Here is a 14521-nt window from a genome sequence, read left to right on the forward strand (position 1 = left end):
GATTGATGGTGCGGGTGGAGCATGCACCGACCATACCAAAACTGCGTACGCCGTACCTTCTTTTGCTATCCTGGATCCGTAGGGCCCACGAAGACCGTCGAACACGCCTTGCTCCGTGGGCAGTTGACGCTGCCGGGAGTAAGCCGGGTGGGTCGCCCGCGAGGGCGTGCACAGAGGGGAATTCAGGTGAGCAAGACGTATCCGCCGCCCAGCGCGGCGATCGACCCCGATCCGAGCCGTTCCTGGTTACTGCGGGCGTGGCCGCTGGTCCGGGCGCACCGGTGGATGTTCGGCACGGCGCTGGTGATGTCGGGGGCCAGCCTGCTGGTGGCCGTACAGGTGCCGACACTGATCCAGGACGCGGTGAACAACTCGATCGTGTCGGACAAGGTGCCCCTGTCGCACTACATGTGGTGGCTGGTCGCGATGACGGTGGTCATGCTGGTCGTCGGCTACCTGTCCAAGCAACTGCTCTTCCGCGCCGCGGCCAGGATCGAGTACGACCTGCGCAACATCGTGTACGAGCACCTGACCAGCCTGTCGTTCCCGTTCTACGACCGGATGCAGAGCGGGCAGCTCATCTCCCGCGCCAACTCCGACATCCGCGCGGTGCAGATGTATCTGGCGTTCGCGCCGTACCTGCTGGTGCAGTCCGGCATCTCGCTGGTGTCGTTCGGGTACATGCTGGCGATCGACGTGCCGCTGGCCATCCTGGCCATGCTTCCGATGCCGCTGCTGTTCGTGGCCACTCGGCGCATGCAGCGTTCCCTCTTCCCGGTTTCCTGGCTGATCCAGGCCCGGCTGGCCGACGTCGCGACCGTGGTGGACGAGAACGTCAACGGCGTGCGCGTGGTCAAGTCGTTCGCGGCCGAACGGAGTCAGCTCGCCTTGCTGCAGAAGGCCGCGACGAGCGTCCGCTGGGCGAGCGTGAAGGACGCCGATCTGCGCGCACGGTGGACACCTCTGGTGCAGAACCTGCCCCGCGTCGGCATGGCGATCGTGCTGCTCTACGGCGGATACCTCGTCATCCACGGCGAGTTGGGCATCGGTGCGATCCTGGCCTTCAACGCCTATCTCCTGATGCTCCAGGTGCCGTTCCAGGTGATCGGCAACCTGATCATGCTGGGTCAGCGTTCGTCGGCCGCGGCCAAGAGGCTGTACGAGGTGCTGGACGAGAAGCCGGAGATCGCGGATGCCCCCGGGGCGCTGGAGATCACCGGGGCACACGGTGACGTCCGGTTCGACGACGTCAGCTTCGGCTACGGCGACGGCCCTGACGTGCTGAAGGGATTCTCGCTGCGGCTCCGCGCCGGCGAGACGGTCGCGCTGGTCGGCCGGACCGGCACCGGGAAGTCCACCGCTGCCAGACTGCTGCCGCGCTTCTACGACGTGCGCACCGGCTCCGTCACCGTGGACGGGCACGATGTGCGTGAGCTGACCCTGCGCAGCCTGCGCGACACCGTCGGAGTCGTACTGGACGAGCCGTTCCTGTTCTCGGCGTCGGTCCGCGACAACATCGCCTACGGGCGGCCGGACGCGGACATCACCGACATCGAACGGGCGGCCCGGCTTGCCGGGGCCCACGGGTTCATCACAGAACTCTCCGAGGGTTACGACACCGTCATCGGCGAGCGCGGCTACACGCTGTCCGGCGGGCAGCGGCAGCGCATCGCGATCGCCCGGACACTGCTGGTGAATCCGCCGGTGCTGGTACTCGACGACGCGACCAGCGCCATCGACGTCCAGGTGGAGCAGGAGATCCACGCCGGCCTGCGCACCCTGCTCGCCGGCCGGACGACTTTGATCATCGCGCACCGGCTGTCCACGATCAGCCTGGCCGACCGCGTCGTGCTGCTGGACGGCGGGCGGATCGTCGCGGACGGCACGCACCAGGATCTGCTCGTGAGTACGCCGCTGTACGCGGAAGTACTCGCGCAGGCGGACGAGAGCAACGAGGAACTGGGGAGGGTGGGCGGATGACGTCTCCGACAGGAGGTGGTGGTGCGGCGTTCAACGGCGGCGGCAGGGCCACCGCGCCAGGTCTGCCGTTCGCGGGTGTGCCGCCGGAGATGCGGGCGAGCGTCGACAAGCTGCTCGCGACCGAGCCGGAGCATCCCGAGCCCGAGGTCACCTTCGAGCACGGCCGGCCCGATCCCGACGGCGCCAAGCTGAGTCTGCGGCGGCTGATCCGCCCGTACGGGGCGATGGTGCTGCTGGCCGGTGTGTTCGTGGCCCTGGAAGCACTGACGCTGCAGGCCGGTCCGAAGCTGACCCAGATCGGCATCGACGACGGCATCACGGCGCGGGACTCCGTCACGCTGGTGCTGGTCGCGGTCGCGTACCTGGCCAGTGTGGTGATCACGGGCGTCGCGCAGGCCGCGCGGGTCAAGGTGACGGGGCGGATCGCCGGGTGGGTGATGAACGACCTGCGGGTACGGGTCTTCACCCAGTTGCAGCGGCTGTCGCTGAACTTCTACACCGGCGAGAAGGCCGGCGTGATCATGACCCGGATGACCAGCGACATCGAGAACCTCCAGGCGTTGCTGCAGGACGGTCTGGCACAGTTCGCCGTCCAGGGCCTGACCATGGTCGTCGTCACGGTGGTGCTTTTCACCTTCGACGTGAGGCTGGCGCTCATCACCGTGGTACTGGTCGTGCCCGTCCTGACCGCGCTGTCCGTCTGGTTCCACCGGGCGTCCGGCAAGGGCTACGTGCGGGTGCGGGACACCATCGCCGCCGTGATCGCCGATCTCTCCGAGAGCCTGCAGGGTGTTCGCATCGTCGCGGCGCACAACCGGCAGCGGCACAACACCGAGCACCACCGGCAGGTCACCGGCACGTACTACGACGCCAACGTCCGCACCGGACGGATCAACTCGATCTACACCCCGAGCACCCAGGTCATCGGTGTCGCGGGACAGCTCGTGCTGCTGGCCATCGGTGCCGGCATGGTGGCCGACGGGGAGCTGACCATCGGCGAGCTGGTGGCGTTCCTGCTCTCCCTGGGCGCCTTCTTCCAGCCCATCCAGCAACTGGTGCAGCTGTACAACACGTACCAGCAGGGGCAGTCGTCGATCGTGAAGCTGAGGCAGCTCCTGGGTACCCGGGCGGAGGTCGAGGAGGCCCCCGGGGCCGTCGACCTGCCGCAGGTCGAGGGCGAGATCGTCTTCGAGGACGTCACGTTCGGCTATGTTCCCGGCCGGCCGGTGATCACCGACGTGTCGCTGCACATCCGGGCCGGCGAGACCGTGGCGTTCGTCGGCCCGACCGGTGCCGGCAAGTCCACCCTCGCCAAACTGGTCACCCGGTTCTACGACCCGGCCTCCGGCAGGATTCTCATCGACGGGCGCGACCTGCGGGACGTGCGGATAGAGTCCCTCCGGCGGCAGATCGGCGTCGTGCCGCAGGAACCCTTCCTGTTCGCCGGGTCGCTCCGGGACAACATCTGTTTCGCTGCCCCGGACACCTCCGACGACCGGGTCCGGGAGGCGCTGCGGGTGGTCGGCCTGGTCGACGTGGTCGAGCGGCTGCCGTCCGGCCTCGACACCGTCGTCCAGGAGCGGGGCCAGTCCCTCTCCTCCGGCGAACGTCAACTCGTCGCCCTGGCACGGGCCTTCCTGGCCCAGCCCCGTGTACTGGTCCTGGACGAAGCCACGTCCAACCTGGATCTCCAGTCCGAGACCAAGATCGAGGAGGCCCTGGACGTGCTGCTGGAGGGCCGCACCGCGATCCTCATCGCGCACCGGCTTTCCACCGCCATGAAGGCCGACCGCATCGTCGTGGTCGACGAGGGCCGGATCGTCGAAGTCGGCACGCACGACCAACTCCTCGCCGCCGACGGCAAGTACACCCAGATGTACGCCACCTGGACCAGCCAGGCCGCCGAAGCCCACTGAGAACCTCGCGAACCCCGCTCCCGGCCGCGGAGCGGGCCGCGAGCGTCCGGGCCCCGATGCTCTGCCCTGCCTCGGCAGGGCAGAGCATCGGCTGTCGTCCGCCGGACGAGTCTCGTTGCGTGCGCCACTGATCGCGTACGTTCTGGCGTATCAGGTGCTGCGCCGATGCACGCCTTTACGATGACGTCGCGCGTTGATTGTGTGGCGATTCTGAAGCCTGCCGAAAAGGGAGCCTATCCTGCGTTTTTACGGTTTGGGTGGGTTGCTCGACCTGTTTCCCTCCGTACGGGGGGTCGAGTGGACGGATCGATCCTCGCAGGCTGCCTGACCTGCGCATTCGTGAGGAAGACGCCCGCATCGGCGGCGCCTTCAGGGGCGCGTTCGGGGCTTCTTGACGCTCGGATGACGCTTGCCTCAGGGGCCTGGGGCCAGTCGCATTGCTCCTGCAGGGCAGGTTCAGGTCCCAGAGCCCTCTATGTGCCTCGGGTTGGGAAGTCGGTGGGGGCGGTGATGGCGGCGCAGACGTCCTCCCCCTGGGACTCAGAGGGCATTCTCGACCTTTGCCCGAAGTGGATGCCGAAGTCCTCTCAGAACCGCTCCCAGGGCCCTGCGCGATGAGGCCACCGGGATCGGTCTGGGAGTGGAACGTGGCTGGCCTCCGGCGCCTCGCTCTCTGCCCGGTCTCGAAGCAAAGGGGGACTGAGAGGAAGTGAAGCATCTCCGGTGTTCGTTTGCGGGCCGTTACTGAGTGGCTCGGAGCTGTGCCGAGGCGGCACCGTGATTGTCTGGCTACTTTTGTTCGTTGCTCTTGGGAAGCGTGCTGTGACAGCATTCGGTGAGTGTTTGATAACGGGGATGACGTAGCGGAGCCGCCTGCCCAGCGCTCGAAGATTGCCGACTTGGTCAACTGGCCTGCTCCGCGAGCGTCACTCGCACCGTATGAGGCGCTGGTGCCGGCCCCTGCCGCGCCGCCGGAGGATGATCCGATGGCGACGGCTCGCGGGGAGTTTGCTGTGTTGCTGGGTGAGTTCCGGCGTACGGCGGTGCTGGTGCCGCTGGATGGCAATGGGGATCTGTGGTCGGCCGATCAGAACGGGGTGCGCTGGATCTGCGTGTTCTCGGACGAGGAGGCGCTGGCTCGGTTCGCGTGGGCTCGGGGGGATGCCGGGCGGGAGTGGGCGTACCGGACGGTGCTGGGGGCGCGGTTGCTGGATGTGATGGTGCCGTTGTTGCCGGGTCCGGCGGGGGTGGCGCTGGATGCGGGCAGTGAGGACGGCGGGGTGTTGTTCCCGCCGGTGGCGGGCATCGTGCCGGACGCGGTCGCGGTGGATCTCGGGGGGACACGATGAGCGGGGAGAGCCCTGATCTTCATGTGCCGCCGGAGGCGTTGGCGGAGATCGCGAAGGGGATCGACCTGGCGCACGCCGAGTTGAAGGAGCTCGGGTTCATCGGTCAGGCGTCAACAGGCCGTGGCTTTTCAGAACTGGCTCTGTCGGGACTTGAGTTGGGGCACGGCGGGCTGACGTCAGAGTTCGAGACGTTCTGCGACCGGTGGGAGTGGGGTGTGCGGGCGTTGACGCAGAAGGGGAACGGGTTCGCGCTCGGGGTCGGGTTGTCGGCAGGCTCGTTCGCCGAGCAGGAGCAGTACATCAAGGACTCGTTCAAGATCGGCGTGAACTCTCTGAACGGCAATCCGCACGCGTCCGAGGACGAGGTCAAGGCCATGAGCTGGGACGCGGTTAGCGGTCAGTCCCCGTACGACGGGGCGGACTGGAGCCGGGAGTCGATGAGTGAGGCTCACGGCGAGGTGAAGCAGACCTGGCAGGACACCACCTACGACGTGGAGGACGCCGCGCTCGACTCCATGGAGCGTAACGGGCTGGTGGACCCGGCGGTGCGAGCGGCGGCGGATGAACGGCTGAGAGAACAGCTCGATCCGTCGCAGGAGACGATCGACCAGGCTGAACAGCCGCGATGGGGGCAGGGCGACTGATGCCGGACTGAGGGAAGTTCGCCGGGGACCTGTACGACGGAGCGGGGAACCTTGTCGACAAGGGCAAGGAGATCGTCGGCGAGGGGATCGACAAGGGCACCGATGTGCTCGGCTCCGGCCTGGAGAAGGTCGGCGCCGACGAGTGGGCGGACAAGGTCGAGGACTGGGGGGGACGAGACCGCGTCGTCACTGGGCGCGGGGGTCGGTGAGCAGCAGCTCGGGCAGAGTGAGGAAGCGAACGAGCTGATTCACGGCAGGCCGGAGAAGATCGCCGCGGCGGTGAAGAACCTGCGCGACTTCCAGAGGGCCTTCGACCTCGTCGGCAGCGGGATGAAGAAGCTCGACTCGGTCACTGGAAGGGTATGGCCGCCGATACGTTCCGGGAGAAGTTCCAGACCCTGCCTACCGACTGGGTGCGTGCGGCTGCCGCGTTCGAGGACGCGGCAGCGGCGTTGGAGCCGGACTCCACTACAACTTTCACCGCCACTACGATCCGGAAACCGCCCGATACCTCTCTGTCGACCCTCTGGGCATTGCGCCGTCACCCAACTCGGATGCCTACGTCGCAAATCCTCACACATGGGCAGATCCTTTTGGGCTTTCCCCCTGCCCCGAAGTCAACCCGAGAAAATTGGATTACCTGTTCAATAAGGATGTGAAGTCGGATCCTCACAACACGCCGAGGGCGATACAAAATGCCAATCAACTCAAGAGTATAGGGTTCTATGACACTCCGGCCTCTCGTCAGTTCGTGACCGAACACTTGAAGGAGGCGACCGGCAATGGATTCTCGGAACATTTCACCAACGAATGGGGGAATTTCGGGAAAACGAAATCCGTACTATACGGCCCACATGGAATGCTCGGTGTGGATAGCACCCGGCAGATCATGCCCGACGGTGGATACAGGCTATCGACGGTAATATTCCGCAGTTGAGAGATCCGCCGGTCGCTTGCAGTTCGAGCAGGTAATCGCATGCGAAATCCAGGAGAAATTCCTTGCCAGTTGAATTTGTCACACCTGACCCACAGGAAATCGTCAACGCACTGGGAGTCGAGCCAGAGATCACTGGTGAGACTCAAAGGACCGTAAATCTCGTCGATGTCACAGGTGAAGACTTGACACTGTCGTACGACGCGGTCGGGCAGTCGGTAACTGTACGCTGGTGCGCGCCATCCGGCAAGGCCATGTTGAATCTGTTCAGAGAAGGAGCGATTCTACTCCGCGTCCAAGAGGGAGACGGCGAGACCCAACTTGTCGTGGAATTCGAAACCAGAGACACCGCAGGAGAGCTCAGAGTGAAGGTATTTCCAGAAGTGTCTATCACTGAAACATTGCTCTTCTCGTGATCCGCTCGTGAAATCCGGCACGACAAGCCGCCTCTATGCAGGGAGCTGGGGGGATAAAATCAAAGCACATCGAGCGATCTCGGGCTGCACCCAGCATTTGTGAGAAAATTACAGATCCGGTGTATTCTTTCAAGAATGTGATCTCGTCCTGGGAGCATCTTGTGCGCAGGATGGGGTCCGACTGGCAACTACCGAGGCAGTACCCGATCAGCGCTTACATCAATGATCTGGATGCGGTGATCAGTTGCCGATCGCCATGGGCGCACTGACCGACGAGGTCCCAGCAGAGCTGTCCGCTCTGCTGGGAGCGTTGGATGCGCGCGTTGTGCACGAGTCTGTGCCGGACGAGGGGGCCTGTGGCGCGAGGGACTCACCACATCCCGTGGGTGTTTTTCCGCGGAGCCGTCGGTCGGTGGGGACGCTGCCGACGTTTGATGCCGAAGGCGGTGGGCGTCGGGTAGGTCGATCGCAGTGTCGGTGTGCCGCGTCATCAGCCGCACGCTTCGATGGTGGTCGGCGCCGGGGGTGAGCACCGACCGGTGATTCTGCACATCTGACGTCCTTGTTTCCGGCAGTGTGCGGGACTGCCGTCGACACCCGTCGAGCAGGGCCGACCCGTCACGGCCGTGACGCTCGTTTGACGCTCCGGGCGCATGGAAGCTGCTCCTCGTGAGCGTGAAATGGCGTCTGACCTGCTAGTTCTCTGCATGCCGCTTCCGATGACGTGATTCCGATGACTCAGCATGTGAAGAGCGCGGCGCTCGGAAGCCGTCGCTCCTGGTGCAAAGTCCCAGATCAGTTCCAGAAACTTCGTCACGCCCCACCTCACCTCGAATTTGGCAGGTCAGGAAGGGCGCGACGGTGCTTCTTCTGGCAGGCTTTCAGATGTCCCGGAAGATCTCGATCTGCGCCCCCACCGAGTTCAGCCGCTCCGCCAGTTCCTCGTAGCCGCGGTTGATCACGTACACGTTCCGCAGCACCGACGTGCCCTCGGCCGCCATCATCGCCAGCAGGACCACCACTGCCGGGCGCAGGGCCGGCGGGCACATCATCTCTGCCGCGCGCCAGCGGGTCGGTCCCTCGACCAGGACGCGATGGGGGTCCAGGAGCTGGAGCCTGCCGCCGAGGCGGTTGAGGTCGGTGAGGTAGATGGCGCGGTTGTCGTAGACCCAGTCGTGGATCAGGGTCTTGCCGTGGGCCGCGGCGGCGATGGCCGCGAAGAACGGGACGTTGTCGATGTTCAGGCCCGGGAACGGCATCGGGTGGATCTTGTCGATGGGCGCCTCCAGCTTGGAGGGCCGGACCGTCAGGTCCACCAGCCGCGTACGGCCGTTGTCGGCCGCGTACTCCGCGGTGCGGTCGCAGTCGACGCCCATCTCCTCCAGCACCGCGAGCTCGATCTCCAGAAACTCGATCGGGACCCGGCGGATCGTCAGCTCGGACTCCGTCACGACCGCGGCGGCCAGCAGGCTCATCGCCTCGACCGGGTCCTCTGAGGGGGAGTAGTCGACGTCCACGTCGATCTCCGGCACGCCGTGCACGGTCAGCGTCGTCGTACCGACGCCCTCCACGCGTACGCCGAGCGTCTCCAGGAAGAAGCACAGGTCCTGGACCATGTAGTTGGAGGAGGCGTTGCGGATGACGGTCGTGCCGTCGTGCCGGGCGGCGGCCAGCAGCGCGTTCTCGGTCACCGTGTCGCCGCGTTCGGTGAGCACGATCGGGCGCTCCGGCCTGACCGTGGGGTCGACCTGTGCGTGGTACAGCCCGTCCGTGGCCGCGATGTCCAGGCCGAAGCGCCGCAGCGCGATCATGTGCGGCTCGATGGTCCGCGTGCCGAGGTCGCAGCCGCCGGCGTACGGCAGAGTAAAGCGGTCCGTACGGTGCAGCAGCGGGCCCAGGAACATGATGATCGAGCGGGTCCGGCGGGCGGCGTCCGCGTCGATCGACTCCAGCTCCAGCTGCGCGGGCGGAAGGATCTCCAGGTCGACGCCGTCGTTGATCCAGCGGGTGCGCACGCCGATGGAGTTGAGGACCTCCAGGAGGCGGAAGACCTCTTCGATCCGGGCGACCCGGCGCAGCACGGTGCGGCCCTTGTTGAGCAGGGACCCGCAGAGCAGGGCGACACAGGCGTTCTTGCTGGTCTTGACGTCGATGGCGCCGGAGAGGCGGCGGCCGCCGACGACTCGCAGGTGCATCGGCCCGGCGTAACCGAGCGACACGATCTCACTGTCGAGGGCTTCACCGATGCGAGCGATCATCTCAAGGCTGATGTTCTGGTTGCCGCGCTCGATGCGGTTGACGGCGCTCTGGCTGGTGGCGAGCGCCTCGGCGAGCTGCGTCTGTGTCCAGCCTCGGTGCTGACGGGCGTCACGGATGAGCTTGCCGATACGTACGAGGTAGTCGTCTTCCATGACTCAACGCTATCTCAGATATGAGATGAAGATCGTGCGGGGGTGTGCGGTTCGGGTGGGAACCGGGTGCCCGCGCCGCGTACGGGCGCCCCTTCGACGGTCGTTCCCCGCGCGGGATCCGGCGCGCGGGGATCGGCCGAACGGGTGGCGCCCGGTGCGGTGGTCAGCCGCTGCGGCGCCGGGTCGTCCTGCGCCAGCCGAACGGGCCCGGCAGGTCCATCGAGGTGGTGCGGCGGCCGGTGCTGCTGGTGGTGCGCTTCGGGCCGTGCCGTCCGCCGGTGGTGACGGACCAGGAGCGGCGGTTCAGGTTCAGCCGGACACCCGGAAGGATCCGGAAGCTCTTGCGGAATGTGAGCGGCATCTGCGCCTCCTTCGTCGCAGTGCGGGTTTCCCGGTACCGCCGATCCATGCGCGGGAAGGGAGCGGGAAGGAGGGAGGGTGAGGGGGTGGGAGGGGAGAGGGCAAGGAGGCGGGGGAGGGTGGGGAAGGAAACGGAAGGGAGGGTGAGGGGTCGAAGACGCGGTCGTGACCGGTGCCCGGGCATGACCGCGCGGCGGTGATGTACTAGAGTTATCTCGACATCGAGATATCTGCCGAGGCGCACCGCAGCCGCCGCTCGGTAAGGGTTACCTAACTAATCCTTACCTTAGCGGATGGTGGGGGCCGCAGGCGGCACCGAGCGGCGCCGGCCGCCTATGAGGCGCGGCGCGGTTGAACGCGCACATTGAAGAAGGAGACTGTCGTGTCGGCGAACAGCTTCGACGCCCGCAGCACGCTGCGCGTGGGCGACGAGTCGTACGAGATCTTCAGGCTGGACAAGGTCGAGGGCTCCGCGCGCCTCCCATACAGCCTGAAGGTGCTGCTGGAGAACCTGCTCCGCACCGAGGACGGCGCGAACATCACCGCCGACCACATCCGGGCGCTGGGCGGATGGGACTCCCAGGCCCAGCCCAGCCAGGAGATCCAGTTCACGCCGGCCCGCGTGATCATGCAGGACTTCACGGGCGTCCCGTGTGTCGTGGACCTCGCCACCATGCGTGAGGCCGTGAAGGAGCTCGGCGGCGACCCGGCGAAGATCAACCCGCTGGCCCCGGCCGAGCTGGTCATCGACCACTCCGTCATCGCCGACAAGTTCGGCACCAACGAGGCGTTCGCGCAGAACGTCGAGCTGGAGTACGGCCGCAACAAGGAGCGCTACCAGTTCCTGCGCTGGGGCCAGACCGCCTTCGACGAGTTCAAGGTCGTCCCCCCGGGCACCGGCATCGTCCACCAGGTCAACATCGAGCACCTGGCCCGCACGGTCATGGTCCGGGGTGGCCAGGCGTACCCCGACACGCTCGTCGGCACCGACTCGCACACCACCATGGTCAACGGCCTGGGCGTGCTGGGCTGGGGCGTCGGCGGCATCGAGGCCGAGGCCGCGATGCTCGGCCAGCCGGTCTCCATGCTCATCCCGCGCGTCGTCGGCTTCAAGCTGACCGGCGAGCTCCCGGCCGGCACCACCGCCACCGACCTCGTGCTGACCATCACCGAGATGCTCCGCAAGCACGGCGTCGTCGGCAAGTTCGTCGAGTTCTACGGTGAGGGCGTCGCCGCCACCTCCCTCGCGAACCGCGCCACCATCGGCAACATGTCGCCCGAGTTCGGCTCCACCGCCGCGATCTTCCCGATCGACGACGAGACGCTGAACTACCTGCGCCTGACCGGCCGCGACGCCCAGCAGGTCGCGCTCGTCGAGGCGTACGCCAAGGAGCAGGGCCTCTGGCTGGACCCGGCCGCCGAGCCGGACTTCTCCGAGAAGCTGGAGCTCGACCTCTCCACGGTCGTGCCCTCCATCGCCGGCCCGAAGCGCCCGCAGGACCGCATCGTCCTGGCCAACGCCTCCCAGCAGTTCGCCCAGGACGTGCGCAACTACGTCACGGACGACATGGAGGCGAGCAAGGAGTCCTTCCCGGCCTCCGACGCCCCGGCCAACACGCCGAACGGTGCCCCCTCCAGGCCGGTCCCGGTCACCGCCCCCGACGGCACCACGTACGAGCTGGACCACGGCGCCGTCACCGTCGCCGCGATCACCTCCTGCACCAACACCTCGAACCCGTACGTCATGGTCGCCGCCGCCCTCGTGGCGAAGAAGGCGGTCGAGAAGGGCCTGACCCGCAAGCCGTGGGTCAAGACCACCCTCGCGCCGGGCTCCAAGGTCGTCACCGACTACTTCGACAAGGCGGGCCTGACCCCCTACCTCGACAAGGTCGGCTTCAACCTCGTCGGCTACGGCTGCACCACCTGCATCGGCAACTCCGGCCCGCTGCCGGACGAGGTCTCCAAGGCGGTCAACGAGCACGACCTGGCCGTGACCTCGGTGCTCTCCGGCAACCGCAACTTCGAGGGCCGGATCAACCCCGACGTCAAGATGAACTACCTGGCGTCCCCGCCGCTGGTCGTCGCGTACGCCATCGCCGGTTCGATGAAGGTCGACATCACCAAGGACGCCCTCGGCGTCGACCAGGACGGCAAGCCCGTCCACCTCGTGGACATCTGGCCCACCGAGGCCGAGGTCAACGACGTCGTGGCGAACGCCATCGGCGAGGACATGTTCAACAAGTCCTACCAGGACGTCTTCGCGGGCGACGCCCAGTGGCAGGCGCTGTCGATCCCCACCGGCAACACCTTCGAGTGGGACTCCGAGTCCACCTACGTGCGCAAGCCTCCGTACTTCGAGGGCATGACCATGGAGACGAGCCCGGTCGAGGACATCGCCGGCGCCCGTGTCCTGGCCAAGCTGGGCGACTCGGTCACCACCGACCACATCTCCCCGGCCGGTGCGATCAAGGCCGACACCCCGGCCGGCCAGTACCTCACGGAGCACGGCATCGAGCGCCGCGACTTCAACTCCTACGGCTCGCGCCGTGGTAACCACGAGGTCATGATCCGGGGCACCTTCGCCAACATCCGTCTGCGCAACCAGATCGCGCCGGGCACCGAGGGCGGTTTCACCCGCGACTTCACCCAGGCCGACGCGCCCGTGTCGTTCATCTACGACGCCTCCCAGAACTACCAGGCCGCCGGCACCCCGCTGGTCATCCTGGCGGGCAAGGAGTACGGCTCCGGCTCGTCCCGCGACTGGGCCGCCAAGGGCACCGCGCTCCTCGGCGTCAAGGCCGTCATCGCCGAGTCCTACGAGCGCATCCACCGCTCGAACCTCATCGGCATGGGCGTCCTCCCGCTCCAGTTCCCGGAGGGCCACACGGCCGAGACCCTCGGCCTGACCGGTGAGGAGACCTTCTCCTTCACCGGTGTGACCCAGCTGAACGACGGCACCACGCCGCGCACGGTCAAGGTCACCACCGACACCGGTGTGGAGTTCGACGGCGTCGTCCGCATCGACACCCCCGGTGAGGCGGACTACTACCGCAACGGCGGCATCCTGCAGTACGTGCTCCGCAGCCTGATCCGCAAGTAAGGGCGCAGGAAGCAGTCGAGGGCCGCACCCCGGTGGGTGCGGCCCTTCGCCGTGCCGCCCGTCCCCGTTCCCGAAAGGCCCACGCGCCGGCCCGTAGGCTCGACACGCCATGAACAAGTCCCTCACCTCACCCGCGGCCAAGGCCGGGCACGAATCCGTGCGACGCCACAACCTCAGCCTCGTGCTGCGCACCGTGCGCGAGGAGGGTGAGGCCACCCGGGCCCGGGTGGCGAGCCTCGTCGGGCTCACCCGCGCCGCCGTCTCCTCCCTCGTGGAGGAACTCCTCGCACTCGGCTGCCTGAGCGAGTCCGGCAAGACCTCCAGCGGATCCGCGGGACGCCCCGGCACCGTACTCACCCTGGCCCGCACCGGCCCGGCGGGGCTCGGGGTGGAGATCAACATCGACTACGTGTCGGTGTGCGCCGTCGACCTCACCGGAACCGACCGGGTCCGGGTCACCGAGCACACCGACCACCGAGGCGTCCCGCCCGCCGAGGTCCTCGCCCACGCCGCCCGGCTCACCAACCGGGTCATCGGCTCCACCCGCGAACAGGACCTGCGCGTCGTCGGCGTCGAACTGGCCCTGCCCGGCCTCGTCTCCGGCGGTGTCGTCCGGCAGGCGCCGAACCTCGGCTGGAGCCGGGTCGCCGCCGAGGGCATCTTCGGGCAGGCACTCGGGACACTGCGCCCGGCCGGGCGCGCGCTGGCCGTCGGCTCCGACAACGAGGCCAATCTGGCGGCCCTGGCCGAGTACTGGTTCGGCGGACTCGGCGGCGTACGCACCTTCCTCTATCTCACGGGTGAGATCGGGGTGGGCGGCGCCCTCGTGGTGAACGGTCAGATGCTGCGGGGCGCCCACGGCTTCGCGGGCGAGATCGGCCATGTGGTCGTCGACCCGCAGGGCCCCCTGTGCCGGTGCGGGGCACACGGCTGCCTGGAGCAGTACGCGGGCCGTGGGGCGCTGCTCGCGGCCGCCGGCATCGACCCGGACCAGGGCGTACGAGGCGTGGCGGAGCTGGAACAGCGCGCCGCCGCGGGGCAGACGCGGGCCGTCGAGGCCCTGACCACGGCGGGGGACCGGCTGGGGGTGGTCCTGGCCGGGGCGGTCAACCTCTTCGACCCCGAGGCGGTCGTGCTGGGCGGGATCTACCGCACCCTCATGCCATGGCTGGAGGAGTCCGCCGACGCCCAGCTCACCGCCCGGGTCGTCTCGGGCCGCTGGCACGCGGGCGGCAGCCGGCTGCGGGCCTCGTCCCTCTCCGGGGACGCGGCCCGGGGCGCGGCGGCCCGGGTGGTGTACGAGGTGATGGAGAACCCGGCTGCGTACGCGGTGCGGTGACCGCGTACGCCGCCGGGTTCCGTCGTACGGCTGTGCCGGCCGGGGACGCGGCGGGCGGCCCGGCCGTCTCGT

10 protein-coding genes and 1 pseudogene are annotated in these 14521 nt (G+C 67.4%); 9 read left to right on the forward strand and 2 right to left on the reverse strand.

What is annotated here, in order from left to right; all coding sequences use genetic code 11:
- Positions 1-186: 186 nt before the first annotated feature.
- From SACTE_RS25920 to SACTE_RS34300, 7 genes and pseudogenes are all read left to right on the forward strand, one after another.
- Positions 187-1980 (forward strand): ABC transporter ATP-binding protein, encoded by a 1794-nt coding sequence (locus SACTE_RS25920; RefSeq protein ID WP_014048980.1) that lies wholly within the window; start codon positions 187-189, stop codon positions 1978-1980.
- The gene (locus SACTE_RS25925) at positions 1977-3896 is read left to right on the forward strand and encodes an ABC transporter ATP-binding protein (RefSeq protein WP_014048981.1); all 1920 of its coding nucleotides are present in this window, start codon (positions 1977-1979) and stop codon (positions 3894-3896) included. Before SACTE_RS25920 ends, SACTE_RS25925 begins: the two co-directional genes overlap by 4 nt.
- An 839-nt stretch (positions 3897-4735) precedes the next feature.
- A complete protein-coding gene (locus tag SACTE_RS25930) occupies positions 4736-5245 on the forward strand; it encodes an SseB family protein (RefSeq protein ID WP_026359279.1) in 510 nt (169 codons plus the stop codon).
- A complete protein-coding gene (locus SACTE_RS25935) occupies positions 5242-5889 on the forward strand; it encodes a hypothetical protein (RefSeq protein ID WP_014048983.1) in 648 nt (215 codons plus the stop codon). The genes SACTE_RS25930 and SACTE_RS25935 overlap by 4 nt, the downstream gene beginning before the upstream one ends.
- A gap of 29 nt (positions 5890-5918) precedes the next feature.
- A pseudogene (locus tag SACTE_RS35205) lies at positions 5919-6347 on the forward strand (putative T7SS-secreted protein); the annotation flags it as partial.
- Positions 6299-6826: an RHS repeat-associated core domain-containing protein gene (locus SACTE_RS33460; RefSeq protein ID WP_258395856.1), complete on the forward strand. Its 528-nt coding sequence runs from the start codon at positions 6299-6301 to the stop codon at positions 6824-6826. The pseudogene SACTE_RS35205 and the gene SACTE_RS33460, both read left to right, overlap by 49 nt.
- Positions 6827-6888: 62 nt before the next feature.
- Positions 6889-7239, forward strand: a complete 351-nt coding sequence (locus SACTE_RS34300; RefSeq protein ID WP_141708010.1) for a hypothetical protein — start codon at positions 6889-6891, stop codon at positions 7237-7239.
- Between the two features lie 881 nt (positions 7240-8120).
- Here the strand turns inward: SACTE_RS34300 and SACTE_RS25940 are convergent.
- Together SACTE_RS25940 and SACTE_RS25945 are read right to left on the reverse strand one after the other, a co-directional pair.
- On the reverse strand, positions 8121-9650 hold the full coding sequence (locus SACTE_RS25940; RefSeq protein ID WP_014048984.1) for a UDP-N-acetylglucosamine 1-carboxyvinyltransferase: 1530 nt from the start codon (positions 9648-9650) through the stop codon (positions 8121-8123).
- A 163-nt stretch (positions 9651-9813) separates the two neighbouring features.
- On the reverse strand, positions 9814-10011 hold the full coding sequence (locus tag SACTE_RS25945) for a DUF4236 domain-containing protein (RefSeq protein WP_014048985.1): 198 nt from the start codon (positions 10009-10011) through the stop codon (positions 9814-9816).
- Positions 10012-10392: 381 nt separating this feature from the next.
- Between SACTE_RS25945 and acnA the strand changes: the two genes are divergently transcribed.
- Entirely contained in the window at positions 10393-13110 is a 2718-nt protein-coding gene (acnA, locus tag SACTE_RS25950) for an aconitate hydratase AcnA (protein ID WP_014048986.1), read from the forward strand.
- A 109-nt stretch (positions 13111-13219) separates the two neighbouring features.
- On the forward strand, positions 13220-14449 hold the full coding sequence (locus SACTE_RS25955; RefSeq protein WP_014048987.1) for an ROK family protein: 1230 nt from the start codon (positions 13220-13222) through the stop codon (positions 14447-14449).
- Positions 14450-14521 lie beyond the last annotated feature (72 nt).

Source organism: Streptomyces sp. SirexAA-E, assembly GCF_000177195.2.
Classification (GTDB): Bacteria; Actinomycetota; Actinomycetes; order Streptomycetales; family Streptomycetaceae; genus Streptomyces; species Streptomyces flavovirens.